We start from the raw sequence: 26,881 nt of genomic DNA, 5'->3' as shown, positions 1-26,881 counted from the left end.
TCCCATTCGGCCGATGCTCGAACTGATCATCCGACGCACGCTCAACGTCATCCCGATCTGCCTGGTCGTCTTCACGATCGTGTTCTGCCTGATGCGGATCGCGCCGGGCGATCCGGCGACGGCGATGCTCGGCGACTACGCGAGCGCCGAGGCGGTCCAGAGCCTGCGCCAGGAGATGGGCCTCGACCGGCCGCTCTGGAGCCAGTACCTCGACTCCCTGCGCGGGCTGCTGCACGGCGACCTCGGGCGCTCCCTGTCGTCGGGCGCCCCGGTCAGCGACCAGATCGCCTCGGCCCTGCCCGAGACCCTCGCGCTCGCCGCCAGCTCGCTGGCGATCGGCCTGCTGCTCGGCGTCCCGCTCGGCATCGTCACGGCGGTCCGCCGGGGCCGGCCCGTCGATCACGCCGGGCGGCTGTTCTCGCTCTCGGGCCTGTCGATCCCGAGCTTCGTGCTGGGCATCCTGCTGATGCTGCTCTTTGCCATCGACGTCCCGATATTCCCCGCGATCGGCGGCGGGCGCTCGGGTGACCTGAGCGACCAACTGCTGCATCTGGCGCTGCCGTCGCTCACGCTCGGCCTGATCATGATGGCCTACGTGACGCGGGTCATGCGCACCTCGATGCTCAACGTCCTGCAGGAGGACTACATCCGCACCGCCCGGTCCAAGGGCATCGGCGAGCTGCGGGTCGTGCTGCGCCACGCGCTGCCCAACTGCCTGGTCCCGCTGGTCTCGCTCTGCGCGATCAACGTGATCGTCCTGATCAGCTCGTCGGTGATGGTCGAGATCATCTTCTCGCGGCCCGGGCTCGGCAGGCTGCTGATCTCGGCGATGCGCCAGCGCGACTACGTCAGCCTGCAGTCGGTGCTGGTCGTCTACGCCGGCATCGTCATCCTGGTGAACATGACCGCCGACCTGCTGTACGGCGTCGTCAACCCGCGGATCCGCAGCCGATGAGCGGGCGGCGCTCCGGCGGTGCCCGGCTGCTGGCCAGTCCCTCCGCCCTGATCGGCCTGGCCGGCATCGCGGCGATCGTCCTGCTGGCGGCCCTGGCGCCCCTGCTGCCGCTCAGCGATCCCCTGGCCCAGCAGCCCTACGGCACCCTGGCCGGCCCCTCGCTCGCCAGCTGGCTCGGCACCGACAACCAGGGGCGTGACGTGCTGTCCCGCGTGATCTTCGGCGCCCAGACCTCGCTCCTGATCTCGCTGGTCTCGATCGGTCTGGCGATGGTGCTGGGCACGCTGCTCGGCGTGGTCGCCGGCTACTACAGGGGCTACGCCGAGGTCGCGATCATGCGCGTCGCCGACTCTCTGATGGCCTTCCCCTCGCTGATCCTCGGCGTCGCGATCATGGCCATCCTGGGGTCGGGGACGGAGAAGGTGATCCTCTGCCTGACCATCGTGATGACGCCGCGCTTCGTGCGCATCGCCTACGGCTCGGCCATGGCGGTGCGGGTCAAGGAGTACATCGAGGCCGCCCAGGCGGTCAGCGCGCCCTTCCACCGCATCCTCGCGGTCCATATCGTGCCGAACATCTTCAGCGAGATCCTGGTGGTCGCGATCCTCTGGATAGGCACGGCGATCCAGGTCGAGGCCAGCCTCTCCTTCATCGGCATCGGGGTCTCGCCGCCGACCCCGACCTGGGGCAACATGATCAAGTCCGGGCTGGACTACCTGCCGATCGCGCCCTGGATGGCCCTCGCGCCGAGCGCGGCGATCTTCCTGACCATCGTCTTCTTCAACCTCGTCGGCGATTCGATCCGCGACGTCGTCGACCCGCGGCACTACGGCTGACCGTCGGGCCCGGCAAACGGACAGGCTTAGCGACCAGTGACACCCACCCTGCACGAGGACCTGCAGCTCCAGGTCCGCGACCTGGAGATCGCCGTCGTCTCGGGCGCCGAGCGCAAGCCGGTCGTCAAGGGCATCAGCTTCGACATCCGGCGCAACGAAACCGTCTGCCTGGTCGGCGAGAGCGGCTGCGGCAAGTCGGTGACCGCGCTCGCCGTCATGGGGCTGCTGCAGACACCGCCGATGCGCATCGTCGGCGGCGAGATCCTGCTGCGGGCCGGCGAGGAGGTCTTCGACCTCGCCCGGCTCGACCCGCGCGGCCGCGCGTTCCGGCGGCTGCGCGGCGCCGCCGTCTCAATGATCTTCCAGGAGCCGATGACCTCGCTCAACCCGGTCCATCGCAACGGCGCCCAGATCGTCGAGGTGATCCGCCGCCACACCGGCCTGGGCCGGCGCGCGGCCTGGCAGCGCATGCTGGAGATGCTGCGCCTCGTCGGCATCCCCTCGCCGGAGGTGCGCGCACGGCAGTATCCCCACGAGCTGTCCGGCGGCATGCGCCAGCGCGTCATGATCGCGCTGGCGCTGGCCTGCCGACCGGGCCTGCTGCTGGCCGACGAACCGACGACGGCGCTCGACGTGACGACCCAGGCGCAGATCCTGACCCAGATCCGCGAGCTCAGCCGCAGCTCCAGGACCTCGACGCTGTTCATCACCCACGACCTCGGCGTCGTCGCGCAGATCGCCGACCGGGTCCATGTCATGTATCTCGGCGAGGTCGTCGAGAGCGGGCCGGTCCGCGAGATCTTCCACCGGCCGCGCCACCCCTACACGCGTGGCCTGCTGGCCTCGGTTCCCTCGATCGAGAGCGAGCCCTTCAGCCGCCTGACGCCGATTCGCGGCACGGTCGCCGACCTGCCCGAGAATCCCGCTGCCTGTCCTTTCGAGCCGCGCTGCGAGTCGGGCTTCGGCCTCTGCAGGGGGCGGACCCCGCCACTCTTCGAGGTCTCCACCAGCCACCGCTCGAAGTGCTGGCTCGAGCAGGAGGGGCGTCCGTGAGCACCACCGCTTCCGACCCGGTGCTCGAGATCGACCGGCTGTCGGTCCGCTTCCCGGTCAAGCACGGCCTCTTCGGGCTCGGCCGCAGGGAGGTTCACGCGGTCGAGGACTTCTCGCTCACGATCCGGCGCGGCGAGACGATCGGCATCGTCGGCGAGAGCGGCTGCGGCAAGTCGACCCTGGCGCGCACCATCATGGGCCTCAACACGCCCGCCGCGGGGTCGCTGCGCTTCCGGCCGCAGGACCGTTCGCTCGGGCCCGAAGGGCTCGATCTCGCCAAGGCCTCGTCCGCCGACTGGAAGAAGGTCCGGCGCAAGGTCCAGATCGTCTTCCAGGATCCCTTCTCCTCGCTCAGCCCGAAGCAGAAGGTCGGCAGCATCGTCGCCGAGCCGCTGATCGTTCAGGGGCCTTCCTTCTGCCGCGATCCCCAGGCCCGCGCCGTCGATCTGCTGGAGCGCGTCGGCCTGTCGAGGCGGGACTTCGACCGCTATCCGCACGAGTTCTCCGGCGGACAGCGCCAGCGCATCATGATCGCCCGGGCCATTGCCCTCGACCCCGAGGTGCTGATCGCCGACGAGGCGGTCTCGGCGCTCGACGTCTCGATCCGCCTGCAGATCATCACCCTGCTCGACGAGCTGAAGGAGGTGCTGGGCCTGACCCTGATCTTCATCTCGCACGACTTGGGGGTCGTGCGGGTGGTCTCCGACCGGATCGCGATCATGTACCTCGGCCGGCTGGCCGAGGTCGGCGCCAACCGGGAGGTCTTCGCGGCGCCGCGCCATCCCTACACGCGCATGCTCCTGGCCTCCACGCCGATCCCGGATCCCGACCGCCGCCCGGCTGAGGCCCCGGCCTTCGGCGAGCTGCCGAGCCCGATCGATCCGCCGCCGGGCTGCGTCTTCCACCCGCGCTGCGGCCTCGCCGACGCGACCTGCCGGCAGATCGTGCCGCCGCCCGTCGAGGTCGCCCCGGGCCATCGCGCGCGCTGCCACCACACCGGGGCCGCGGTCTGACGCCATGGCGCAGCGGCTCGCCGGGCTGGCCGGGCAGGTCTTCGACGTCGTCGTCATCGGCGGCGGCATCAACGGCGCCTCCGCCGCCCGCGAGGCGGCGCTGGCGGGCTACTCCGTGCTGCTCGTCGAGCGCGGCGACTACGGCTCCGGGTCGACCAGCCGCTCGAGCCGGCTGCTCCACTGCGGTTTGCGCTACCTCGCACCTGGCGGGCCGATGTCGGCCTTCCTGCTCCGCCCGAAGCGGCTGGCCCAGGCGCTGAGGACGGTGCGGCGCTCCATGCGAACCCGGGCCGAGCTGGTCGGCGAGCTCGGCGGACGCCTGCGGCCCGTCACGATGCAGTTGCCGATCTACTCGGACGGTCCCTACCGGCCCTGGCAGCTCGACGCGGCTTTCACGCTGCTGAAGGGGCTCGGCGAGGGCGGCGTCCCTCTGGACTATCGCCGGCTTCCGGCCGCGCAGGCGCTGGAGGAGCTGCCCTTCGCCCCCTTCCTGCGCGACCGAGACCGCCTGCTGTCGGTTGCCGTCTACACGGAATATCAGTTCGACTGGCCCGAGCGACTGGCCGTCGACCTGGCCTTGGAGCTGCAGCGCCTTGGCGCCGCCGCGTTCAACTACACGGCGGTAACCGACTTCACGGCCGAGGGCGAAGGCTGGCGGGTCACCCTGGCCGACGAGTCGGCCACCGGCGGGGGCGGGCGGGCGCGAGCGGACGTCCGGTGCCGGGCTCTGCTCAACTTCGCCGGGCCCTGGATCGACGAGGTGAACGACGCAGCCGAGGCGCGGGTCCGGCGGACGGTCGACGTCACAAAGGGGGCCCACGTCGTCGTGCGGCTGCCGGAAGCCTTCCGCGGACAGGGCCTGATGGCGATGACCTCCGACGGCCACCCCTTCTACTGCTTTCCCTGGCGCGACGCCCATTTCTTCGGACCGACCGAGACCGCCTACGACGGCGATCGCGACCGCGTGCGGGCTTCGGACGGGGACATCGAGCAGCTTCTCGGCCTCGCCGGTCGGGAGCTGCCCGGCCTCTTTGTGGAGCGGCGACACATTCTCTACAGCTGGGCGGGCCTGCGCCCTCTGACCCACGACCCAGGGACCTTCATGGGCCTTCGGAACCGGACACTGCACGACCTCGGACCCGTCGGCGGGCCGCCTTTCCTCGCTTTGACGAACGGCTCCCTCGGCGCCCATCGCTCGACCGGCCGGGACGTCCTGGCGGCCTTGGGACGTCGTCTCGCCCCCTCGGGTCCGCCGCGCAGGGGCGGCGGGCTGGCGAAGACAGGGCCGCTCGCGGCGGAGCTCGGGCCTTCCGAGTGGTTGCGGATCGCCAGGGACGAGCAGGTCGTGCATCTCGGCGACCTGCTTTGGGCGCGCAGCGGAAAGGTCTGGGACGTCGGCCATGGCAGCGCGCTGGCTCGGTCCCTCGCTGCGCTCGTGGGCTCGACGCTTGGCTGGGAGCAGGAACGCCAGGACCGAGAGGTCGAGCTCTACCTCGACGAGGTGAGGAATCTGCTCTGAGGGGGCGCCTGGAAGCCGGCAGCGGCCTGCCGGCCGCGGTCGTTCGCCTCCTCGGAGATCGTCGGGACCGGTGCCTGTCGTCCTTCGACTGTCGTGTCCCGACGGGTGGTCTGGCAGCGCTCGGGCGGGCATGGCCTCGCAGGCGCGCGTCGCCGGCCGGAGAGGGTGTGGTTCTTCGGTGTGAAGCGGCTTGAAAAACTGGTCTCGTGACGGGCAGATCGAGCGTTCGACGCCGATCGACACGCCCGCGAGGACAGTGGAATTGACCCTGCGCCGGGGCGACTCGGGAATCTTCATCGGCACTCCCGCCGATCATGGGGGTGACGGCGAGACTGACGACGTCGGCCGTGGCGCTCGCTCGACCCGGCCGGCGGCCGGCGCTAGCATTGCCCGGCGGGCCGTCGACCGTCGGCTCGGCCCCAACCGGAAGACCCATGGCATTCCAGCAGGAGACAGTCGCACCGTCGCCGCCGGCGTCCCGGCCGCCGGCTTCGGCGAGCGCGGCGGAGGCGCACCACCTGAGCCGGCTGCGGGAGATCAGCAGCCTCGTCAACAGCGGCGGCGATCTCGACAGCGTGCTGCAGCGCATCGCCTTCGCCGTCTGCGGGGCGCCGCCCTGGGCGCGCAGCGGCATCATGGCGGTGAACCGTGCCACCGGCTATTCGGAGCTGGTGGCACGCTACGACCCGACGATCGCGCGCGACACCGAGCTGCCGACCCGCTGGAAGCTGGAGACCAGCCCGTCGCTGAAGGTGGTCGAGACGCGCCGCCCGATCATCATCGAGGACGCCCAGACGACCAGCGAGTTCCAGGACTACCGCCAGGACTCCATCGCCCGCGCCTACCGCAGCGTCGTGATCCTGCCGCTCGGCTGCAGCGACGCCCAGGGCCGCGAGATGGTGCTCGCGGTCAACTCGCCCGAGAAGCTCGAGGTCTCCGGCGAGGAGCTGGACTTCCTGATGACTGCCGCCCACCTCGCCGGCATCGCGATCGACAAGGCGAAGCTGTTCCAGGCGGAGTGGCAGCGCAGCGAGCGGCTGCGCCGGACGCTGTCGATCAACTCCTGCCTGCTCGAGCGGGTGCTGAGCGGCGCGTCGCTCTCGATGATCGCCGGGATGGTCGGGACCATCCTGTCCGAGCCCCTGGTCGTGCTCGATTTCATCGACGGCGAGACCTACGGCGGCCGCTCCCCGGAGCCCGAGTCGATCGGCGACTGCGAATGGGCGGCGGCGCTGCGCGGTGAGGCCGGCCGGGCGCTGGCGCGGCTCGCCGGCAGCGCCCAGCCCGCCGACTTCCGCGAGCCGAAGCCGCTCGACCTGTCGGCCTGCGGCCTTCCGATCGTCCGGCGGGCGCTGGTCGAACCGCTGCAGGTCGACTCGGAGACCGTCGGCGGTCTGGTGATCTTTCCGCGCAGCGAGGCGCTCGACGATCTCGACCGGCTGATCGCCCAGGAGGCGAAGTTCGCGCTCAGCGCGCAGATGATGCGCCGGCACAGCGAGCTGCGGCGCGAGGCTCACGATCTCGCCGACCTCTTCGAGCGCCTGACCGAGGGCGACTGGCAGCACGGCGACCAGATCCTCTCGCGTGCCGCGCGCCTCGGCGTGGACCTGTCGCAGCCGTTCCGCCTGCTCGCCCTCGACCCGCCGGCGTCCGGTCCGATCGCCCGCGGTCGGGCGGCCTCCGCCTCGGCGCAGGGCGTCGTCCGCTCCCTGCGCCGCTCGCTGCCGGAGGCGTTCGTCGTCGATCAGCAGGCGGCCGTGTTCCTCGGGGTGCCGGAGCGCTCCGCCACGGCGGCCGGCGCCGTCTCCCGCCGCGTCGAGGATGCCCTCAAGTGGGCGACCGGCGGATCGCTGCGGGTCGCGGTCGGGCCGCTCTGCCGACACCCGAAGGAGTTCCGGGCCGCCCGAGACCACTGCCTGAGGACGCTCACCCTGGCCGCGATGTTCGACCGGCGCGGGATCCTGCGCCAGGAGGACTTCGGTCCCTTCGCGCTGCTGCTGTCGGCCCTCGACAGCGAGGCGCTGCGCAGCTTCGTCGACGAGGCCGTCGGCCCGGTCGAGGCCTACGACCGCGCCCACGCGACCGACCTGCTCGAGACCGCCGGGGCGTTCATCGACCAGTCCTGCCGCTTTCAGACGACGGCCGACCGGCTCGGCATCCACGTCTCGACGCTGCGCTATCGGCTGAAGCGCCTGCAGGAGCTCTTCGGCATCGACCTCGAGGAGCCCGAGGCGCGCTTCCGCCTGGCCCTCGCGCTGCGTCTGCGGGCGATCGGGCGCGCCGGCGCGGACGCCTGATCCGGCCGGCGATGCCTTCCTGCTGAAGCTACGACGCCGGCCCCGTCGGTTCCTACGGTGCATAGCATGCGCAGGCCGGCGGCGGCCCCTAGCCTCGTGTCGAGTGGATGCGAGGGAAAGCGGGTGCCGGGAGAAGGGAACAGCGCGGCGCGGAGCGGAGCGATCGAGCCGCAGGCCTTGCGGGCCGCGCTCGGCAACTTCGTCACCGGCGTCACCGTGGTCACGCTCGTCGACCCGGAGGGGCGGCCGCGCGGCCTCACCGTCAATTCCTTCACCTCGGTCTCCCTCGATCCGCCGCTGATCCTGGTCTGCATCGCCAACAGCTCCTCGAGCCTGCCGCTGCTCGAGACCTGCGGCGGCTTCGGCGTCAACGTGCTCAGCGAGGACCAGCGCGGCGTCTGCGACGTCTTCGCCAAACGCTCGGCGGACCGCTTCGCCGGGCTCGCCTGGACGGCCGGCGCGACCGCCGCTCCGCGCATCGACGGCAGCCTGGTCAGCCTCGACTGCAGCGTCCACGCCCGGGTGCCGGCCGGCGACCATCTGATCCTGATCGGCCGCATCGAGGACTATGCGGTCCTGCCGGGAAGGCCGCTGGTGTTCGGCCAGGGCGGCTACGTCCCGTTGGGCGTGCAGCAGGCCGCCGTCGCCCGGCCGGTCGGCCGCGAGGTCGTGGTCAGCTGCATCGCGGAGCGCGCCGGCCGCGTCCTGCTCGAACGGGACGGCGAGACCTGGACGCTGCCGCGCGCCGCCCTCGACCAGCCGGCCGAGAAACGTCCCGGTGCGCCGGGCGCCGCGCCGGGGCGCGACCTGGGGCCGCTCAAGCGGGTCTTCCGCGAGCTCTCGGTCGAGGTCGAGATCACCTTCCTCTACTCGGTCTTCGAGGGAGGCGAGGCCGGTGCGGCCGGCGATCCGGGCGCCGCCGTCCCGGCCGTGCACATCGTCTACCGGGGCGAGCTGCGCGGCGGGCCGCCCGCCGGCCGCCAGGCGCAGCTGTTCGCCGAGGCCGACGTGCCCTGGAACGCGCTCGCCCCGATCCAGCTCAAGGGCATGCTGCGGCGGTTCTTCCGGGAGCGGACCATCGACCAGTTCGGCGTCTACAGCGAGCTCGCCGACGAAGGGCGCGTCGCGCGCCTCGAGCGCGCCGAGACCTTCGACAGCTACCTCTCGCGATTCGGGGAACGATGACAGCCATGACACTCGAGACGACCGCGGAAAGCATCGCCGGCTCCCGCACCCGCCTGTACATCGGCGGCGAGTGGCTCGAGCCACGCAGCGGCCGCTACCTTCCGAGCTTCGATCCGGCGACGGGGGAGCCCTGGTACGAGGCCGCGGAGGCCGGTGCGGACGACGTCGACGCGGCGGTCGCTGCGGCGCGGCGCGCGCTCGCCGACCCGGCCTGGCGGCGCCTGACCCAGACCGATCGCGGCCGCATGGTCCGGCGCCTGGCGGAGCTGATCGCCGAGCACGCCGAGACGCTGGCCCAGCTGGAGACCCGGGACAACGGCAAGCTGCTGAAGGAGATGCGGGCCCAGGCCGGCACCCTGCCAGAGATCTACGGGTACTTCGCGGGCATGGCCGACAAGATCCAGGGCGACGTCGTGCCGATCAACAAGCCCGACATGCTGAACTTCACGCTGCGCGAGCCGCTCGGCGTGGTCGGCGTCATCGTGCCCTGGAACTCGCCCCTCTATCTCCTGGCCGGGTCGCTGGCTCCTTGCCTGGCGATCGGCAACGCGGTCGTCGCCAAGCCCTCCGAGCACACCTCCGCCTCGGCCCTGGCCTTCGCGGAGCTGGTCGAGGCGGCGGGCTTTCCCGCCGGCGTCTTCAACGTCGTCACCGGCTACGGCCACACCGCCGGCGAGGCCCTGGCGCGGCATCCCGGCGTGGCCAAGGTGTGCTTCACCGGCGGCACCGAGACCGGCCGGCGCGTCGCCGCCAGCGCGGCCAGCCATCTCGCGCCCTGCAACCTGGAGCTGGGCGGCAAGTCCCCGCACGTCGTCTTCGCCGACGCCGACGCCGAGCGCGCCGCGACCGGCGTCGTCTCCGGCATCTTCGCGGCCGCCGGCCAGACCTGCATCGCGGGCTCGCGGGTCTTCGTCGAGGACCGCATCTACGACGACCTCCTCGAGCGGCTGCTGGACAAGGCCGGCAAGATCGTCATCGGCCATCCGGCGGCGCCCGACACGCAGCTCGGGCCGCTGGCGCTGGAGGCCCAGCTCGACAAGGTCTCGCGCTACGTCGCCTGGGGCGTCGAAGACGGCGCGACCCTGAAGGCCGGCGGCCGCCGGCCGCAGGCCGAGGGCCTGGGCCGCGGCTGGTACTTCGAGCCGACGGTCTTCACCGACGCGAGCAACGACATGCGGGTCGCCCGCGACGAGATCTTCGGGCCGGTGGTCTGCGTCATGAAGTTCTCGGGCGAGCGGGAGCTGATCGAGAAGGCGAACGACACCGACTACGGCCTGGCGGCCGGCGTCTGGACCCGGGACATCGACCGGGCCCTGCGCTTCGCCCGGGAAGTCGATGCCGGAACGGTCTGGATCAACACCTACCGCTCGGCCTCCTTCATGTCGCCCTCGGGCGGCTTCAAGAACAGCGGCTACGGCAAGCACAACGGCTTCGAGGCGGTGCGCGAGTTCTCGCGCCTGAAGAGCGTCGTCGTCGACTACTCGGGTCAGACGCACGACCCCTTCGTGATGCGGCTGAAGTAGCCGCCCGCCTTCATCTTTACGGGGAAGATCGCCATGAAGTTCGCAATTTCGGTCACCATGGAGCGCTTCAGCGCCGACGAGGACATGCGCGGCGTGATCGCGCACGCGCTGGACCTCGTGAAGCTCGCGGACCAGGGCGGTTTCGACATCGCCTTCACCGCCGAGCACCACACGATCGAGTTCACGATCTCGCCGAACCCGCTGATCACGCTGACCCATTGGGCGGCCCGGACCAGCCGCATCCGGCTCGGCACCGCGACCATCGTCGCGCCCTACTGGCAGCCGATACGCCTGGCCGGCGAGGCGGCCCTGGCCGACCGCCTGACCGACGGACGTCTCGAGCTCGGCATCGCGCGCGGCGCCTACCAGTACGAGTTCGACCGGATGGCCGGCGGCATGCCGCAGCAGGAAGGCGTGGCGTACCTCAAGGAAATCGTGCCGGCGGTGAAGGCGCTGTGGGCCGGCGACTACGCCCACGAGGGCCACTACTGGTCGTTCCCGGCGGCCACCTCGGTGCCGAAGCCGCTGCAGCAGCCGCACCCGCCGATCTGGGTCGCGGCGCGCGATCCCGGGACCTTCGACTGGGCGGTCGCCAACGGCTGCGACATCATGACGACCCCGCTGTCGCGTCCGGCGGCCGAGGTCCAGGTGCTGGCCGACAAGTTCGAGAAGGCCGTCGCCGACCACCCCTCCGTGCCGCGCCCGCGCCTGCTGATGCTGCGCCGCGCCTGCGTCTACGAGCGCGCCGAGGACTGGCGGCTGCCGGTCGAGGCCTCGATCCGCTACGGTCAGTGCTTCGAGAACCTCTTCAAGAACATCGGCACGGTCGAGAACGGCTTTCCCGAGCCGGTCGCGTTCGACGCAGTGGCCAACCGCGACGAGTACCAGCCCGAGAACGTCCGCGAGAACATGCTGTTCGGCACGCCCGACGAGGTCGTCGAGAAGCTCAAGCTCTACGAGCAGGCCGGCGTCGACGTGTTCTGCTACGGCGCGACCTTCGGCCTCGACCGCAAGGCCGCCCTGCGTTCGCTCGAGCTGTTCATCGAGCGGGTCATGCCGCATTTCCAGACGGAGGACGACGAGCGATCGAGCCCGGCAAGGGCCCACAGCGCCTGAACGGAAGGCAGAACCGGAAGCTTCAACGTTCGAACATGGGGAGACAAGCAGATGAAGACGATGAGTGACGGGCTCGAGCATTTCCTCTCGTCCCTGAAGGACGCGCAAGTCAGCCGCCGGAGCGTCCTCGGTGGCGGTGCCGCGCTGGCGGCGGCCGGTGTGTTGGGCTGGCCCGCTGCGGCCCGGGCCGGCGCCTTCGACGGTCAGACCGTCGTCTTCACCAGCTGGGGCGGCTCCTACCAGGACGCGGAGAAGGCGGCCTATTGCGAGCCTTTCGCCAAGAAGACCGGCGCCACCGTCCTGCAGGACGGCCCGATGAACAACGCCAAGTTCCGCACGATGGTGGAGGGCGGCAGCCCCGACTGGGACGTCGTCGATGTCACCATCGAGTTCCTCTACAACGGCGTGGAAAGCGGCCTGTTCGAGAAGCTCGACCGCTCGAAGATCCACACCGACCGGCTGAAGCCCGAGTTCGTGCACGACTACGGCATGGGCTGCATCGCCTGGTCCTACAACATCGGCTTCAACACCAACCTGATCCCCAAGGGCAAGCACCCGACCAGCTGGGCGGACGTCTTCGACCTGAAGAAGTTCCCGGGCCAGCGCCTGATGCGAGACCGCGTCGCGCCGCAGCTCGAGATCGGGCTGATGGCCGACGGCGTCGAGCCGGCCAAGGTCTACGAGGTGCTGGCGACCGAGGAGGGCATCAAGCGCGCCTTCGGCAAGCTCGATTCCATCCGTGACAACGTCGTCTGGTGGGAGACGAACTCCCAGTCGCAGCAGCTGCTGGCCGACGGCGAGGTGAGCTGCGGCACGATCCTGAACGGCCGCGTCTACGACGCCGCCAAGAAGGGCGCGCCGATCGACCTGGACTGGGGCCAGAACATCCAGTCGGTCGACTACCTGGTGATCCCCAAGGGCGCCAAGAACCTCGGCCCGGCCCACGGCCTGATCGACGAGATGACGGTCGCCGAGAACCAGGCCAAGCTGGCCAACATGATCGCCTACTCGCCGACCAACCCCGACGCCTTCGCCTCGATCGACAAGGAGATCGCGCCCTGGCTGTCGACCAAGCCGGAGAACGCGGCGAAGGGCTTCGTGATCAATGCGGAGTTCTGGCGCGAGCGTCTCGACGAGCTGGCCCAGCGCTGGTCGGAATGGAAGCTGTCCTGACGGCCTGCGAGCGTCCGACAGCCTGACAGCTTGCGAGGGGAGGGCCGCGTGCAAGGATCTCTGAAGCCCGGGGGCTACGGCCTGCTGGTCCTGCCCGCCTGCGCCCTCCTCCTCGTGTTCTTCGCCTATCCGGTGTTCTGGCTGCTGCTGCGCAGCATCAGCGAGCCGCACTGGGGCTTCGCCAACTTCCAGGTTCTCTACGAGCGCAGCATCTACCTCAAGGTGCTGCTCAACACCGTGGTGATCAGCCTGCTGGTCACGCTGTGCTGCGCCGTGATCGGCTATCCGCTCGCCTATACGATGGCCCACGGCGGCCCCCGCGTGCGGCGCCTGCTGACCTTCGTCGTCCTGGTGCCCTTCTGGACCAGCATCCTGGTCCGGACCTTCGCCTGGATGGTGATCCTGCAGCGCCAGGGCCTGATCAACGACCTGCTGCTCTGGCTCGGCCTGACCGAGCGGCCGCTGGCGCTCGTCTACAACCGCACCGGCGTGCTGATCGGCATGACGCAGATCCTGCTGCCCTTCATGATCTTCCCGCTCTATTCGGTGATGCTGCGGATCGACCGCAGCTGCAGCTGGGCGGCGGCGACCCTCGGCGCGCCGCCGCTGCGCAACTTCCTGCGCATCTACCTGCCGCTCAGCCTGCCCGGGCTGATGACCGGCGGTACGCTGGTCTTCATCGTCTCGCTCGGCTACTTCATCACGCCGGCGCTGCTCGGCGGCCAGCGCGACATCATGATCGCCCAGCTGATCGAGCAGCAGATCTCGAACTTCGGCAACTGGGGCCTCGCCGGCGCGCTCTCGCTGGTGCTGCTCGCCGGCACGGCCCTGTGCCTGGCGCTGGTCCGCCGTTTCGTCGGCGGCCAGGCGCCGTGGGGCCGCCGATGACGGGCGGCGAGGAGCTCTCCGCGGCCGGCCGCGGTGCCGTCTGGTGGCACCGGCTGCGCGCCCTGATCTGCGTGCTGGTCGGCCTCTACCTGGTGGCGCCGCTGGTCATCGTGCTGATCATCTCCTTCTCCTCGGCGCCCTTCCTGTCGTTCCCGCCACCGGGCCTGTCCCTGCAGTGGTACGACAACCTGTTCGGCAACCCGGTCTGGCTGCGCTCGCTGATCACCAGCATCGAGATCCTGGTGCCGACCTCGATCCTCGCGACGCTGCTGGGCACCGCCGCCGCCTACGGCCTGGCCCGCTCGCGGCTGCCGGCGGCCGCCGCGATCCAGGGCTTCCTGATGGCGCCGGTGGTCGTGCCGGTGATCATCACCGCGGCCGGCATCTTCGGCTTCTTCCGGCACATCGGCCTGAACGGCACGCTGCCCGGCCTGATCCTGGCCCACACGGTGCTGACCGTGCCCTACGTCGTCGCCACGGTCGGCGCCGCCCTCTCGGTGGTCGATGCCCGCCTCGAGGACGCCGCCCGCACGCTGGGCGCCTCGCCCCTGGTCTGCTTCCGGCGGATCACCCTGCCGCTGATCCTGCCGGCGGTCCTGTCGGGGCTGCTCTTCGCGATGGTGACCTCCTTCGACGAGCTGATCGTCTCGCTGTTCATCAGCACGCCGCGGGTCCGGCCGGTCACGGTGCAGATGTGGTCGAACATCCGCGGCGACGTCGACCCGACCATCGCGGCGATCGCGACGCTGCTGTTCGGCTTCTCGCTGCTCGCGCTGCTCGCCGACCATCTGGCGCGCCGGCGTAGCGCCGGAGGCGCGCGATGAGCCGCAGCCCATCACCCGGTTCGACCCGCAACAGAGGTGCCATGGCCGAGGGAATCCTTGAGATCGAGGGCCTGCGCAAGCAGTACGGCCCGGTGGTCGCCGTCGACGGCGTCGATCTCAGCCTCAAGACCGGCGAGTTCGTGACCTTTCTCGGACCTTCGGGCTCGGGCAAGACGACGACCCTGCAGATCATCGCCGGTCTGCAGTCGGCGAGCGCCGGGCACATCCGCCTCAACGGCCAGGCGATCGACCCGCTGCCACCGCACCAGCGGAACATCGGCGTGGTGTTCCAGCACTATGCGCTGTTCCCCCACATGTCGATCGCCAGGAACATCGCCTTCCCGCTTGAGATGCGGCGCGTGCCGGCGGCCGAGATCCGCCGGCGCGTCGAGGAGGCGCTGGCCCTGGTCGGGCTCGAAGGCTACGGCCAGCGCCATCCGCGCCAGCTCTCGGGCGGCCAGCAGCAGCGCGTCGCCCTGGCGCGTGCGCTGGTCTTCCGCCCGCCGCTGCTGCTGATGGACGAGCCGCTCGGCGCGCTCGACAAGCAGCTGCGCGAGCAGATGCAGCTCGAGATCTCGCGGCTGCACCGCGAGCTCGGCGCCTCGATCGTCTACGTCACCCACGACCAGGAGGAAGCCCTGGTCATGAGCGACCGCATCGCGGTGTTCAACCACGGGCGCATCGAGCAGATCGGCGCCTCGGAGGAGCTCTACGAGCGGCCGCGCAGCCGCTTCGTCGCCGGCTTCCTCGGCGAGTCCAACTTCTTCGAGGGACGGGTGGAGGCTCTGCAGGGCGAGCTCTGCCGCATCGCCTCGCCGGCCGGCCCGCTGCTCGCCCGCCGCAACGGCGATCTCGCGGTCGGCGACCCGACGGTCGTGGCGGTCCGGCCGGAACGGCTGTGCCTGCTGGACGGCAGCGCGGCCGGCGGGGGGGGCGAGCCGGAGAACCGGCTGGAGGGCCGCGTGCAGGAGGTCGTCTACCTCGGCCTCTCGCGGAAGTACCTGCTGCGGCTGGCCGACGGCCAGGAGGTCGTGGTCCGCCAGCAGGCCCAGGATGCCGAGCGCAGCGGGCTCGGCCCGGGCGACCTCGTGCGACTCGGCTGGCGGGCGGCCAACGCGAATGCCCTGGAGGTCGCGGCCGGCTCGGACGAAGCAGATGGAAAGGAAACGGGACAGTGATCGTCGAGGAACGGATCTATCGCATCCGCGCGGGCATGATGCAGACCTACCTGGAGCTCGTGCGCAGCGAGGGACTGGCGATCCAGCAGCCGGTGCTGGGCAACCTGATCGGCTATTTCGTGACCGAGATCGGCCCGCTCAACCACGTCGTGCACCTCTGGGGCTACCGCGATCTCGAGGATCGCGCAGCGCGTCGCCGGGAGCTGGCGTCCAAGCCCGAGTGGCAGGCTTTCACCAAGAAACTGACCGCGACGCTCGAGGCGATGGAGAACCGCATTCTCCAGCCCACCGACTTCTCGCCCCTCCAGTGACAGGGGCCGGCGCCCGCGGCCGGCCGCGGCAGGAACGATTCATGACGATCTTCGACGACGGCATCCGGCGGCTGAACTATGTCGACGAGGGCGAGGGGCCGCCCCTGGTGCTGATCCACGGGGTCGGCGCGAATCTGCAGAGCTGGGACGAGGTGGCGCGCCGGCTCGTCGGGCGGTTCCGGGTGATCCGTGCCGACCTGCGCGGCCACGGCGCCTCGGCCCGGATCGAGGGACGCTTCTCGCTGGAGGCCTTCGCCGAGGACAGCGTGGCGCTGCTCGACCATCTCGGCATCGACAGGGCCCACGTCGCCGGCTTCTCGCTCGGCGGCCTGATCGCCCAGTGCCTGGCCGTCGGCTGGCCGGCGCGCATCGACCGCCTGGCGCTGATCTCGGCCGTTGCCAACCGCACCGAGGAGGAGCGTGCCAAGGTCGTCGGCAGGCTGGAGATGATCGAGAAGGACGGCATCCAGGCGGTCACCGGCGCCGCCCGCGAGCGCTGGTTCACCGAGGCTTTCGCGGCCGCCCATCCGGATCGCATCGCCCGCCGCATCGCCGAGCTCGTGGCCAACGACAAGGCGTCCTACCTGGAAGCCTACCGCGTCTTCGGCCAGAGCGAGATGGGGCCGCGCCTGCACGAGATCGGCCACCGGACGCTGGTGCTGACGGGCGAGTTCGACGTCGGCTCGAACCCGCGCATGGCGCGCTTCATGCACGAGCAGATCCGCCGCTCCGAGCTGGTCATCCTGCCGGGCCTCAAGCACAGCCTGCTGGCCGAGGTGCCGGAGCTGATCGCCGAGCGCCTCGAGGCCTTCCTGGCCGGCTGACGGCGCTTACCCTTCCGACTCACCGAGGAGACGACGCCATGGACGAGGAGCGCTTCGAGCGCGGGCTGGCCAAGCGCAAGGCGACGCTGGGTGCCGACTACGTCGAGCGGTCACTGGCCAACGCCAGCGAGTTCTCGCGGGACTTCCAGGAACTGGTGACCGAGTACTGCTGGGGCACCGCCTGGGGCGACGAGACGCTCGACGCCAGGACGCGCTCGATGCTGAACCTGACCATGATCGCTGCGCTCAACCGGATGCACGAGTGGGAGCTGCACTTCCGCGGAGCGCTGCGCAACGGCGTCGGCCTCGGCGAGCTCAAGGCGATCCTGACCCAGATCGCGATCTACTGCGGCATCCCCGCCGGGGTCGAGTGCCACCGCATCGCCAACCGGGTTCTCAAGGAAATGGAGCAGCAGTCATGAGCCATCCCTCGGTCCGCAAGGTCGTCACCTTCGTCGAGGACACGCTGGTCGAGGGCGGCCGCGCGGCGCCGCGGCCGCTGCGCATGGTCGCGGCGGCGGCGGTGCTGCGCAATCCCTGGGCCGGGCAGGGTTTCGTCGAGGACCTGCGGCCGGCGATCCTGGAGGTCGCGCCGGTCCTGGGCGCGCTGCTGGTGCCGCGACTGCTCGAGGCGGCCGGCGGCGCCGCAGCGGTCGAGGCCTACGGCAAGGCCGCGGTCGTCGGCACCAACGGCGAGGTCGAGCACGGCTCGGCGATGATCCACACGCTGCGCTTCGGCAACCAGCTGCGCGAGGCGGCCGGTGGCACCTCGTTCCTGTCCTTCACCAACAAGCGGGGCGGACCGAACTGCGCGGTGGCCGTGCCGATGACCCACAAGGTCCAGGAGCGGCGCGGCGCCCGCTCGCACTTCCTGACCTACGAGTTCTCGATCGCCGACGCGCCCGGCCCGGACGAGCTGCTGGTCGCCATCGGCGCCGCCACCGGCGGCCGCCCGCACCACCGCATCGGCGACCGCTACCAGGACATGGCCGAGATGGGCGTCGACCAGGCCGGACGGCCCGCCGAGGCCCCGGTGACCGCCGCCTGAGCCGGAGCGCGGCGCGGTCTCCGCTCGGGCCGGGCGGCCCTCCGGCCGGAGCGCTTCATGCTGTCGAGCGTCCGCTCGCGGTGGACGATCCCGGCCGGGCCGATCCTGCCCGGCCGGGGGGAGGAGTCAGCGATAGGGGACGATCTTCTGGCGCTGCGAGCCGAGGCCGTCGATGCCCAGTTCGACCAGGTCGCCGGCCTTCAGCCAGATCGGCTCGGGCTTCTTGCCCATGCCGACGCCTGAGGGCGTGCCGGTGGCGATCACGTCGCCGGGCAGCAGCGTCATGTAGCGGCTGACGTAGGAGACGATGGTCTTCACGTCGAAGATCATGGTCCGGGTGTTGCCGTCCTGCATGGTCCCGCCGTTGACCTTGAGCCAGAGGCGCAGCGCCTGCGGGTCCGGCACCTCGTCGCGCGTCACCAGCCAGGGACCGATCGGGCCGAAGGTGTCGCAGCCCTTGCCCTTGTCCCACTGCGAGCTCTGCAGCTGGAAGGCGCGCTCGGAGACGTCGTTGACGACGCAGTAGCCGGCCACGGCGTCCAGCGCCTCGTCGGTTCCGACGTTGCGTGCGCGCGCGCCGATCACGACGCCGAGCTCGACCTCCCAGTCGAGCCTGCTCGAGCCGAAAGGCACCATGGTGTCGTCGTTCGGGCCGCAGATCGCCGAGGGCGCCTTCAGGAAGACCACCGGCTCGCTCGGCTCCGGCAGTCCGGATTCGGCGGCATGCTCGGAATAGTTCAGGCCGATGCAGACGAACTTGGAGATGCCGGCGACCGGCGCGCCGTGGCGCGGCGTGCCCTCGACGAGCGGCAGGTCCGCCGGTGCCAGCGCCGCCAGCTCGGCGAGGCGCGCCGCCGAGAGGGCGGAGGGGTCGATGTCGGCGAGCACGCCGGAGAGGTCTCTCAGACGCCCGTCGCGGTCGACGAGGGCGGGCTTTTCCTGGCCGGGCTGGCCGACGCGGCAGAGTTTCATCTGGGCTCCTGGATCAGAGGGGGAAGGAAGAACGCCGGGCGCCGGTCAGGCCGCCTCGGTGAGGTAGGTCTCGACGGGCAGGGCCGGCCGGCCACGCTCCATCAGGACACAGCTCTGCGGGAAGTCCTGGGTGAAGACCGCCCCGCGGTCGCGCGCGGCCAGGAGGAAGCGGCCGAGGTTGTCCATCGCCCCGGTCGGCAGGTCGTGCAGCACGAGCAGGGCGTGCTCCTCCGCGAAGCAGAGCTTCAGTGCGCGCTCGACCCAGCTCGAGGGGTAGGCCCAGTCCTCCGGCACCACGTTCCAGAGCACGCAGGTGTAGCCGCCCTGCCGGAGATGGTCGAAGGCCTCGCGGTTCAGCAGCCGGCGGTCGAGCTGGCCGCCGCCGCCGAACGGCCGGAAGAAGCGCCGCTCGTGGGCCAGGCCGACGATGCGCTCCTCGGTGCGGGCGATCTCGGCGGCCGCGACGCCGCGCTCTGCGGTCAGGCCCAGCGGCACGAGGTGGTTGTAGGTGTGGTTGCCGATCCAGTGCCCCTCGGCGTGCGCCCGCTCGCTGAGCGCCCGCCGGTCGCGCAGCTTGTCGCCGACCACGAAGAAGGTCGCCTTGACGTCGTGCCGCCGCAGCGTGTCCAGCACCTGCGGCGTCACGTCGGGGTCCGGGCCGTTGTCGAACGACAGGGTGATCATCGTCATCCGTCAGTCTCCGTTTTTTTTGGGAAAGGCGGGCTCGGCGCCGGGCGGTCAGGCGCCGCCGTCGCCGGAGCGGGTGGACAGCCGCCAGTGGCGGGTCCGGTGATCGAGCAGCCGGACCAGGCCGTCGAAGGCGAAGACCATCGCCACGACCAGCAGGATGCCGGCGAAGACGCGCGGGCTGTCGAGCAGCGTGCGCGAGCGGGTGATCAGGTAGCCGATGCCCTCGGCGGAGGTCAGCATCTCGGCGACCACGACGCCGACGATGACGAGCGCCCCGCCGATCCTGAGCGAGGTCAGCACCGTCGGAATGGCGGCCGGCAGCAGCACCCTCAGGACCGTCTGCCGGCGCGTCGCCCTGAGGCTGCGCGCCACGAGCAGGTACTGCCGGTCGATCGTCTGCACGCCGGCGATCGTGCCGAGCAGGCAGGGCAGCAGGCCGTAGAGGCTGGCGAAGACGATCTTCGACTGCGGGCCGATGCCGAACCAGGCGGTGAACAGCGGATAGAGGATCACCAGCGGAACGGCGTAGAGGCCCGAGGCGAGGGGCTGCACGATGCGGCGCAGCCGCGCGACCGAGCCGATCAGCAGCCCGGCGCCGATGCCCAGGCCGCAGGCGACCGCCATCGATACGGCGATCGCGCGCAGCGTGAACAGCAGGTGCCGGCCGTACTCCGGCGCGCCGTCGGCGAGCGCGGCGAGCGTGTCCGAGAGCGACGGCAGGAACAGCGTCGGGATGGCGCCGCTGCGGGGCAGAACCTCCCAGGCGACCAGGACGCAGAAGCCGAGCAGGACGCGCAGGGTCCTCGGCGCGATCCGGAGGGCCGGCGCAGCCCCGGCCGGGCGCCGGACCGCCGTGTCAGCCATCGGCCTGGCTCCGGATCTGCTCCCAGATCCGCTGGCGCAGCTCTGCGAAGCGGGGCGTTCCCATCATGGCGTAGGTGCGCGGGCGCGGCAGGTCGACCTCGACGCGGTCGACGATCCGCCCCGGCCGCGCCGACATGACGACAATCTGGTCGGCCAGGTAGGCGGCCTCGGTCAGGCTGTGCGTGACGAACACGACGGTCTTGCCGGTCTGCTCCCAGATGCGCAGCAGCTCGTCGCCCATCGAGATCCGGGTCTGCTCGTCGAGCGCCGCGAAGGGCTCGTCGAGCAGCAGGACCGGCGGGTTCTGCACCAGGCCGCGCGCGATCGACACGCGCTGCTTCATGCCGCCGGACAGCTCGTGGGGATAGCGGTCCTCGAAGCCCGCGAGGCCGACCAGGGCCAGCTTGTCGCGCGCCCGCTGGGTGCGCTCGGCCCGCGGCACGCGGCGCAGCGAGAGCGGAAACTCCACGTTCTCCTGGGCGGTCAGCCAGGGATAGAGGCTGGCCTCCTGGAACACCACGCCGACCAGGTCCGGATCGGGCGCCGTCAGCGCGCGGCCGCCGCAGACGATGCGGCCGGCAGTCGGCGCGACCAGGCCGGCCAGCATCATCAGCAGGGAGGACTTGCCGCAGCCGCTGGGCCCGACGATGACCACGAAGCGGCCGGGCGCGATGTCGAGCCGGATGTCCTCCAGCGCCTTCGTGACCCGCCCGGCCGCGGCGTAGGTATGCTCCAGGCCGGTGACCCGGATCGAGCCGTTCCGCGAGGGCAGCGCCCGCAGCGAGGGGCCGGGTGCGCCGGCGCCGGGACTCGGCGCCTCCGGCAGAGGGGTCGCCTTGCCAGCCATCATGTCCTCCAGTGTTCGCACCTGGCCTCGAGCCAGCGGACCGCTTCGGTGAAGAGGATCGCCGCGGCCGCGATCAGCAGGATCCCGGCCAGCAGCTCGCGCAGCATGTAGTTCTGGCCCCAGGTGGCGACGGCCTGTCCCAGGCCGGCGCGCGCCGCGTACATCTCGGCCAGCAGGATGCCGGTGACGTTGAAGATCATCGCCAGCCGCACCGCCTCCAGCAGGACCGGCGCCATCGAGGGCAGGTAGACCCTGAGCGCGATCTGCCGACGCGTCGCGCCGTAGGCGCGGGCGACGCGGACGTGGTCGCCCTTCACCGACTCCAGCGCCGAGAAGGTGCTGATCAGCACGATGAAGACGGTCGAGAAGACGCCGAAGCCGACCTTTTGGGCGAAGGTGATGCCGAAGGCCAGGATGAACATCGGCAGGAAGATCGTCTTCGGAATCGAGAAGACCAGGAAGACGATCGGCCTCAGCACCCGGCTCCAGTAGTCGCTCTCGGAGATCGCGACGCCGAGCGCGATGCCGAGCGGCACCGCGACCAGGAAGGCGACCGCCACCTCGGCCAGCGTGACGCCCACGTCGCCGAGGAAGTCCGGGCGCCGCACCAGGTCCCAGGCCGTCGCCAGCACCGCCGAGGCCGGCGGCAGCAGCATCGGCGACAGCAGGCCGAGCGACAGGGCCGCCTGCCAGGTGCCGAACAGCACGGCCAGGGCGCCCAGCCAGACCGCCCAGCCGCCGGCGCGGCGGGTTGCCGCCGCGCCTCGGGTGGAGGCATCGGCGCTCATCACGCGGCTGCGGTGACCGGGATGAAGTCCGTCGTGACGATGTCCTCGGCCGGCGCCAGGTTGGTGAAGCCGCCGACGCGGGCGAGGTCCAGGGCCACCTTGACCTGCTCCATGGTGAAGACGCCGTCGGTCGAGAGCTTGAGGAAGGTTTCCTCATATTCCTGGGTCGCGATCGGCTGCTCGATGCTGTTGACCCGGGCGATGATGTCGATCGCCTGGCTCCGGTTGCCGCGCATGTAGTCGACGGAGCCGTAGAGCGCCTCGAGGGTGTTGCGCACCAGGTCCTTCTGCTCGGCGATCAGTTTGTCGGTGGTCGCCCAGCCGACCGTCAGGTTCGTCGGGATGGCCGTGGCGTAGTCGACCAGCTCCCGCGCCTGGCCCGCCTGCAGCATCTCGAAGCTGAGCGGCGAATAGACCACCGCGGCGTCGATGTTGCGGGCCAGCAGGTTCGGGACCAGGCCGCCGCCGCCGACGGGCACGCTGCTGAAGTCGATCTTGTACCGGGCGCGGGTCCAGAGCGCCATGAAGTCGGTCAGCGAGCCGGCGGCGGTGATGCCGACCTTCTTGCCGGCCAGCTCGGCGACGTCCTTGATCGGCGAGTCGGCGGGCAGCAGCAGCTTCCAGCCGGTGTTCCTGTCGACGCCCAGGGCGACGATCTTGGCCGCGACGCCCCGCGTCCGACCGGTCGCCATCTGCGAGACCAGTCCGGTGATCATGTCGGTCGCTCCCGCCGCCAGCGCCTCGACCGCCTCGCCGCCGCTGCGGTAGATCGTCAGGTCGGCGGCGACGCCGGCCTTCTCGAAGAGGCCTCGGGCGACGGCGGTCTCGGCGATCACCGAGGGCCACCAGGTCCGGGTCGCGAGGCCGATGCGGATCTTCGGCTGTGCCGCGGCGCTCAGCCGAGGCCGCGCCGCCAGGGCCAGGCCGGCGGCGCCGGCGAGGACCAGCGCCTTCCGGCGCGAGACGAGCGGGGGCTGCTTCGACGGGTGCTTGCTCATGGTGCTCCTCCCAGTGCTTCTGTTCTTCTGTGGTCGCTTTTCGGGGCCGGCGGCCCGCTAGCCGCCGGCGGCCGTCCTCGGCAGGTCGGCGGCCGGGGCCGCCGCCAGGGCGGCGAAGCCGGCGAGAAGCTCCTCGACCGGCAGGACGTCGCCGTACTTGAGATCGATGTCGATCAGGCTCTGGCGATGGGCCTCCGGCAGGCGGTCGGCCGTGGCCTCCCGCGCGACCAGGGTGCGCAGGCCGTGCTGGCAGGCGTCGACGGCGCTGGCGCGTACGCAGCCGCTGGTCGTGCAGCCGGCGATCACCAGGCTGTCGGCCGCCGCGCGGTGCAGGTCGCCGGCCAGCGTCGTGCCGAAGAAGCAGCTCGCGAAGCGCTTGACCAGGAGGCGGTCGCCCGGCGTCCGCTCCAGGCGCGGGTCGAGCTCGACCGCCGGGCTGCCGGTCCGGAGTCCGCGCAGGCCTTCGATCTTCTCGGCCCAGATCCCGGCGTCGCGCAGCGGCTCGGCATAGGCGATGGTCGACAGGAAGACCGGCGCACCGGCCGCGCGGGCCGCCAGGATCAGGCGGTTCGCCTGCGCGATCTCGGCGCCCATCTCGGCGCCCAGCGGTGCCTCGGGGTCGGTGAAGGCCGCGCTGAAATCGACCACCAGCAGGGCCGGGCGCCGGCCGAAGCCGACCCGTCGGCCGAAGCCGCGCCCCTGCAGGCGCTTCGCCTCGTCCACCATCCGTTTCCTCCGTGCGCTGGTCGGGCCGATCCGGTCCCCGCCATCTTGGGGACGATCATGAGCCAGGAGGTCTCTCTTGATTACTGGGAAAGAACAGAAAATATTGTTTCCAGATTGACCGAGGTGAGGCAGCCGTGTCCGTCGTCATCCGCGACGTGCTCAACGAGGTCAGCGTGCTGTCGTTGCGCTGCTTCGTGGCCGTCGTGCAGACCCAGAGCTTCTCCTCGGCCGCTCGCCAGCTGCGCGTCTCGCCCTCGGCCATCACCAAGCACGTGCAACGGCTCGAGGGCGCGGTGAACGTCGCGCTGTTTCACCGGACGACCCGGCGCGTCAGCGTCACCGAGGCCGGCGAGCGCTTCTACAGCCGGTGCCTGGCGATCCTGGCCCAGATCGACAGCCTGGCCGCGACGATGGTCTCGGAGCGGGAGCTGAGCGGCCATCTGCGGGTCACGGCGCCGCCCTCCTACGCCGCCACCCTGCTCGGGCCGAACCTCCACCGCTTCCTCGACGAGCATCCCGGCATGTCGGTGGACGTGGTGGTGACCAGCGACACGCCCAACCTGATCCGCGACCGCATCGACGTCGCGATCGCTGTCCAGGAAGGGCCGGTGACGAAGCTGACCCACATCCTGCTGGCCGCCAGCCCGCGCGCGATCTGCGCCTCGCCGGCCTACGTCGAGCGGCGCGGCGAGCCGCGCACGCCGGACGACCTGCACCACCACGACTGCCTGTCGGCGCGCTTCTCCGAGCTCGCCGAGCCCTGGACGCTGCGCCAGGATGGCGAGTGGCGGGCGATCAATGTGCGCAGCCGCCTGTTCTCGGACAGCGGCGACCTGCTGCGCAAGGCCTGCCTGATGGGCGCGGGGCTCGGCAACTTCTACGCCTTCCACGTCGAGAAGGACCTCGCCGAGGGGGGCCTCGTCCGCGTGCTCGAGGACTACGAATCGAAGCCGAAGAACGTCTACGCGATGATCCCCCATCGCCAGCTGGTGCGCCCGCAGACCGAGGCCTTCATCGAGTTCGCCCGCAGTCTCACCGTCGGCCACGCCGCTGCGCAACGGCCGTAGGTGCGCCGGCCGCGCGTCGCCGCCGCAGCGCCGCGCAGCTCTTGGTCCGCGCACCTGCCGCCTTCGGGACCGTGCGAGGAAGGGCCGCCCCAAGACCGGGACTTCCGGCCGGACCTGGCCCGACGAGCGGAATCGGCGCGAACCCGCCCTTGCGTTTTCCTTCCGCGGGGAGACCTGCCGACGAAGCTGCGAGCGCATAGTCCGGGCGCCTGAGCCGGCCGCCTGGAGTGGGTCGTGAAGACGGATCGGGCCGGATGCATTCGGCGCATCCGTCGGCGCCGTCAGCCCGATGCGCCGGGAACCGCCACTTCGCCGCGCCCGAACCCTGCGAGATAGGCTGTCGGCTCGGAGGGGTCGAAGGTTCGGCCGTCGATGAAGCGGTCCGGTGGCAAGATGATGGCTGGGCGCTCGACGGCGGCGACTTCATAGGGCGCGTCGTGGGCGCCCTCTGGCTTGAGGTCGGCGACCGGCACCGAGAGGCCGCCGCCGGACAGCGCGGCGCGATAGAGGTCGGGGCGATAGACGGCAGCGGCGACGCCGGCGAAATCGCTTTCGCGCGGGATCTGGCCCCAGCGGGCCATCTGGGTCAGCAGCCAGAGCGCCTGCGAGCGCCAGGGGAAAGTCGCGGCGGCGGCATGGAAGACCGGGCGGTGCGGCAGCGGCTCGGCCGGGCGGCCGGGCGCGAGCGCCACGCTGCCGCAGAGCGCGGTCTCCAGCAGGCGCAGGTCGACGCCCAGGCGCGGCGCAAGCAGCCGCGCCAGCGCTGGCCGGTTTTCTGGAGCATCGGCCCAGACCGCCGCCTCGGCGAAGGCGCGTAGCAGCGCCGCCAGGACCTCCGGGTTCCGGTCCGCCCAGTCGGTGCGCAGGCCCAGCACCTTCTCTGGCGCCAGTGGCCAGATGTCGGCCTTGGTTGCGACCACGGCGCCGATCCCGGCCGAGAGCGTGACCAGGCTCCAGGGCTCGCCGACGCAATAGCCGTCGATCTGGCTCGTGCCGAGACTCTCGGCCATGCGCGAGGGCGGCAGCACGGTCAGCTCGACGTCGCCGTCGGGGTCCAGGCCGGCGCTGGCCAGCCAGTAGCGCAGCTCGTAGGCGTGGCTGGAGACCGGGAAGACCGAGGCGAAGCGGCGCTTCGGCGCACCCTCGGCCTGCTCCCGGGCGATCACGGCGGCCAGCGCCCGGGCGCTGTCCCGCCGGGGCCCCGCCATCGCCGCCGGGTCGGCGGCCCGCATCGCCCGGAACAGCCCGAGGCCGACGGTGATCGCGTTGCCGCCCAGACCGAGCGCCATCGGCGCGACCATCGGGATCGCCGGCAGGCCGACGCCCAGCGAGACCGCGAGCGGAATGCCGGCCAGCATGTGCGCGCCCTCCAGGGCGCCGAAGGCCACCTTGTCGCGGATCGCGGCCCAGGAGATCTCGGGCAGGAGCTCGAGTGCCAGGCCGTGGCGCGCCGCGAAGCCCTCCGCTTCGGCAACCAGGGGGATCGCGCAGTCGAGCAGCGGCACGTAGCCGATGCGCAGGGTTGTCTTGGCCATCTCGGCTCCGCCTCCTAGACGTCCAGCTGATAGGCGGTGACGATGCTGTGCGCGATCTCCACCAGCTTGCGGTTCTGCTTCATCGCGGCGCGCCGCATGGCGGCGTAGGCCGCTTCCTCGTCGAGCCCCTTCTGCCGCATCAGCAGGCCCTTCGCGCGCTCGATGGTCTTGCGGTCGGCGAGCGCGCTGCGCGCCTCGTCGCGCTCGCGGCGCAGGCGGTCGAAGGCGTTGAAGCGCGAGATCGCCATGTCGACGATCGGCCGGATGCGCTCCTTCCTGAGGCCGTCGACGACGTAGGCGCTGACGCCGGCCTCGATCGCCGCCTGGATCGTCGCCGCGTCGCTCTGATCGACGAACATGGCGATCGGACGCCTCAGCTCGCGGGTCACCTGGAACATCTGCTCCAGCGAGTCGCGGTCGGGGTTCTCGAGATCGATGATGATGACGTCGGGCGCCAGGCTCTCGACCCGGCGGACGAGGTCGAGCGAGGGCCTGACCACGGTGACGCGGCCGTAGCCGCTTTCCCGCAGGCCCTGCTCGACTTGGCCGGCGCGTCCCGGGTCCTCGTCGATCACGAGGATGTTGAGCATGCGCTCGGTCATCGGGGGAGAGCGTCTCCGCGTCCGGTCGCACGGACCGCCATCCCCATGC

Annotated in this window: 27 protein-coding genes; 18 read left to right on the top strand and 9 right to left on the bottom strand. The window is 71.1% G+C overall.

Annotation, left to right across the window (positions count from 1 at the left end; genetic code table 11):
* Positions 1 to 13 precede the first annotated feature (13 nt).
* From B9O00_RS15665 to B9O00_RS15585, 17 genes are all read left to right on the top strand, one after another.
* Positions 14 to 955, top strand: coding sequence for an ABC transporter permease (locus tag B9O00_RS15665; protein WP_085123633.1), 942 nt, complete (start codon positions 14 to 16; stop codon positions 953 to 955).
* Positions 952 to 1,791 carry an ABC transporter permease gene (locus B9O00_RS15660; RefSeq protein ID WP_085123632.1) on the top strand — a complete coding sequence of 280 codons (840 nt, stop codon included), beginning with the start codon at positions 952 to 954 and terminating at the stop codon, positions 1,789 to 1,791. The genes B9O00_RS15665 and B9O00_RS15660 overlap by 4 nt, the downstream gene beginning before the upstream one ends.
* Before the next feature lie 36 nt (positions 1,792 to 1,827).
* Positions 1,828 to 2,844, top strand: coding sequence for an ABC transporter ATP-binding protein (locus B9O00_RS15655; RefSeq protein ID WP_235017137.1), 1,017 nt, complete (start codon positions 1,828 to 1,830; stop codon positions 2,842 to 2,844).
* A complete protein-coding gene (locus B9O00_RS15650) occupies positions 2,841 to 3,857 on the top strand; it encodes an ABC transporter ATP-binding protein (protein ID WP_085123631.1) in 1,017 nt (338 codons plus the stop codon). Before B9O00_RS15655 ends, B9O00_RS15650 begins: the two co-directional genes overlap by 4 nt.
* 4 nt (positions 3,858 to 3,861) lie before the next feature.
* Positions 3,862 to 5,376, top strand: coding sequence for an FAD-dependent oxidoreductase (locus tag B9O00_RS15645; protein ID WP_085123630.1), 1,515 nt, complete (start codon positions 3,862 to 3,864; stop codon positions 5,374 to 5,376).
* 434 nt (positions 5,377 to 5,810) lie between these two features.
* Positions 5,811 to 7,673, top strand: a complete 1,863-nt coding sequence (locus B9O00_RS15640; protein ID WP_159460229.1) for a helix-turn-helix domain-containing protein — start codon at positions 5,811 to 5,813, stop codon at positions 7,671 to 7,673.
* A gap of 123 nt (positions 7,674 to 7,796) precedes the next feature.
* The gene (locus B9O00_RS15635) at positions 7,797 to 8,858 is read left to right on the top strand and encodes a flavin reductase (protein WP_159460228.1); all 1,062 of its coding nucleotides are present in this window, start codon (positions 7,797 to 7,799) and stop codon (positions 8,856 to 8,858) included.
* A gap of 5 nt (positions 8,859 to 8,863) precedes the next feature.
* Positions 8,864 to 10,381 (top strand): aldehyde dehydrogenase, encoded by a 1,518-nt coding sequence (locus B9O00_RS15630; protein WP_085123627.1) that lies wholly within the window; start codon positions 8,864 to 8,866, stop codon positions 10,379 to 10,381.
* 33 nt (positions 10,382 to 10,414) lie between these two features.
* Positions 10,415 to 11,497, top strand: coding sequence for an LLM class flavin-dependent oxidoreductase (locus tag B9O00_RS15625; RefSeq protein ID WP_085123626.1), 1,083 nt, complete (start codon positions 10,415 to 10,417; stop codon positions 11,495 to 11,497).
* A gap of 51 nt (positions 11,498 to 11,548) precedes the next feature.
* Positions 11,549 to 12,670 carry an ABC transporter substrate-binding protein gene (locus tag B9O00_RS15620; protein ID WP_085123625.1) on the top strand — a complete coding sequence of 374 codons (1,122 nt, stop codon included), beginning with the start codon at positions 11,549 to 11,551 and terminating at the stop codon, positions 12,668 to 12,670.
* Between the two features lie 48 nt (positions 12,671 to 12,718).
* Positions 12,719 to 13,558, top strand: a complete 840-nt coding sequence (locus B9O00_RS15615) for an ABC transporter permease (protein ID WP_085123624.1) — start codon at positions 12,719 to 12,721, stop codon at positions 13,556 to 13,558.
* Positions 13,555 to 14,382: an ABC transporter permease gene (locus B9O00_RS15610; protein WP_143596250.1), complete on the top strand. Its 828-nt coding sequence runs from the start codon at positions 13,555 to 13,557 to the stop codon at positions 14,380 to 14,382. Before B9O00_RS15615 ends, B9O00_RS15610 begins: the two co-directional genes overlap by 4 nt.
* Positions 14,383 to 14,423: 41 nt before the next feature.
* Positions 14,424 to 15,560 carry an ABC transporter ATP-binding protein gene (locus tag B9O00_RS15605; RefSeq protein ID WP_179243953.1) on the top strand — a complete coding sequence of 379 codons (1,137 nt, stop codon included), beginning with the start codon at positions 14,424 to 14,426 and terminating at the stop codon, positions 15,558 to 15,560.
* Entirely contained in the window at positions 15,557 to 15,871 is a 315-nt protein-coding gene (locus B9O00_RS15600) for an NIPSNAP family protein (RefSeq protein ID WP_085123621.1), read from the top strand. The genes B9O00_RS15605 and B9O00_RS15600 overlap by 4 nt, the downstream gene beginning before the upstream one ends.
* A 41-nt stretch (positions 15,872 to 15,912) precedes the next feature.
* On the top strand, positions 15,913 to 16,695 hold the full coding sequence (locus B9O00_RS15595; RefSeq protein ID WP_085123620.1) for an alpha/beta fold hydrolase: 783 nt from the start codon (positions 15,913 to 15,915) through the stop codon (positions 16,693 to 16,695).
* Between the two features lie 38 nt (positions 16,696 to 16,733).
* Positions 16,734 to 17,117: a carboxymuconolactone decarboxylase family protein gene (locus B9O00_RS15590; RefSeq protein ID WP_085123619.1), complete on the top strand. Its 384-nt coding sequence runs from the start codon at positions 16,734 to 16,736 to the stop codon at positions 17,115 to 17,117.
* Positions 17,114 to 17,743 (top strand): amino acid synthesis family protein, encoded by a 630-nt coding sequence (locus B9O00_RS15585; protein WP_085123618.1) that lies wholly within the window; start codon positions 17,114 to 17,116, stop codon positions 17,741 to 17,743. Before B9O00_RS15590 ends, B9O00_RS15585 begins: the two co-directional genes overlap by 4 nt.
* Before the next feature lie 126 nt (positions 17,744 to 17,869).
* Here the strand turns inward: B9O00_RS15585 and B9O00_RS15580 are convergent, their stop codons facing one another.
* From B9O00_RS15580 to B9O00_RS15550, 7 genes are read right to left on the bottom strand one after another with little or no spacing between them, the layout of a single operon-like run.
* Positions 17,870 to 18,715 carry a fumarylacetoacetate hydrolase family protein gene (locus B9O00_RS15580; protein ID WP_085123617.1) on the bottom strand — a complete coding sequence of 282 codons (846 nt, stop codon included), beginning with the start codon at positions 18,713 to 18,715 and terminating at the stop codon, positions 17,870 to 17,872.
* Between the two features lie 45 nt (positions 18,716 to 18,760).
* A complete protein-coding gene (locus tag B9O00_RS15575) occupies positions 18,761 to 19,405 on the bottom strand; it encodes a polysaccharide deacetylase family protein (protein ID WP_085123616.1) in 645 nt (214 codons plus the stop codon).
* Positions 19,406 to 19,453: 48 nt separating this feature from the next.
* Positions 19,454 to 20,269, bottom strand: coding sequence for an ABC transporter permease (locus B9O00_RS15570; RefSeq protein WP_085123615.1), 816 nt, complete (start codon positions 20,267 to 20,269; stop codon positions 19,454 to 19,456).
* Positions 20,262 to 21,119 carry an ABC transporter ATP-binding protein gene (locus B9O00_RS15565; protein WP_235017136.1) on the bottom strand — a complete coding sequence of 286 codons (858 nt, stop codon included), beginning with the start codon at positions 21,117 to 21,119 and terminating at the stop codon, positions 20,262 to 20,264. The genes B9O00_RS15570 and B9O00_RS15565 overlap by 8 nt, the downstream gene beginning before the upstream one ends.
* Entirely contained in the window at positions 21,116 to 21,904 is a 789-nt protein-coding gene (locus tag B9O00_RS15560) for an ABC transporter permease (RefSeq protein ID WP_085123613.1), read from the bottom strand. The genes B9O00_RS15565 and B9O00_RS15560 overlap by 4 nt, the downstream gene beginning before the upstream one ends.
* On the bottom strand, positions 21,904 to 22,902 hold the full coding sequence (locus B9O00_RS15555; protein ID WP_085123612.1) for an ABC transporter substrate-binding protein: 999 nt from the start codon (positions 22,900 to 22,902) through the stop codon (positions 21,904 to 21,906). Before B9O00_RS15555 ends, B9O00_RS15560 begins: the two co-directional genes overlap by 1 nt.
* Positions 22,903 to 22,959: 57 nt before the next feature.
* On the bottom strand, positions 22,960 to 23,628 hold the full coding sequence (locus B9O00_RS15550; RefSeq protein WP_085123611.1) for an isochorismatase family protein: 669 nt from the start codon (positions 23,626 to 23,628) through the stop codon (positions 22,960 to 22,962).
* Positions 23,629 to 23,762: 134 nt separating this feature from the next.
* On the opposite strand from B9O00_RS15550, the gene B9O00_RS15545 reads away from it, so the two are divergent.
* Complete coding sequence (locus B9O00_RS15545) at positions 23,763 to 24,695, top strand: LysR family transcriptional regulator (protein WP_085123610.1); 933 nt, start codon at positions 23,763 to 23,765, stop codon at positions 24,693 to 24,695.
* 281 nt (positions 24,696 to 24,976) lie between these two features.
* Here B9O00_RS15545 and B9O00_RS15540 read toward each other — a convergent pair whose 3' ends face one another.
* Positions 24,977 to 26,230: a CmpA/NrtA family ABC transporter substrate-binding protein gene (locus B9O00_RS15540; protein ID WP_085123609.1), complete on the bottom strand. Its 1,254-nt coding sequence runs from the start codon at positions 26,228 to 26,230 to the stop codon at positions 24,977 to 24,979.
* A 14-nt stretch (positions 26,231 to 26,244) separates the two neighbouring features.
* Positions 26,245 to 26,832 (bottom strand): ANTAR domain-containing response regulator, encoded by a 588-nt coding sequence (locus B9O00_RS15535; RefSeq protein ID WP_085123608.1) that lies wholly within the window; start codon positions 26,830 to 26,832, stop codon positions 26,245 to 26,247.
* Positions 26,833 to 26,881 lie beyond the last annotated feature (49 nt).

The sequence above is a fragment of the Tistlia consotensis USBA 355 genome, assembly GCF_900177295.1.
GTDB classification, from domain to species: Bacteria; Pseudomonadota; Alphaproteobacteria; order Kiloniellales; family DSM-21159; genus Tistlia; species Tistlia consotensis.
Note: the sequence above shows the minus strand (reverse complement) of the source record. Positions and strands in the feature narration are given on the sequence as shown.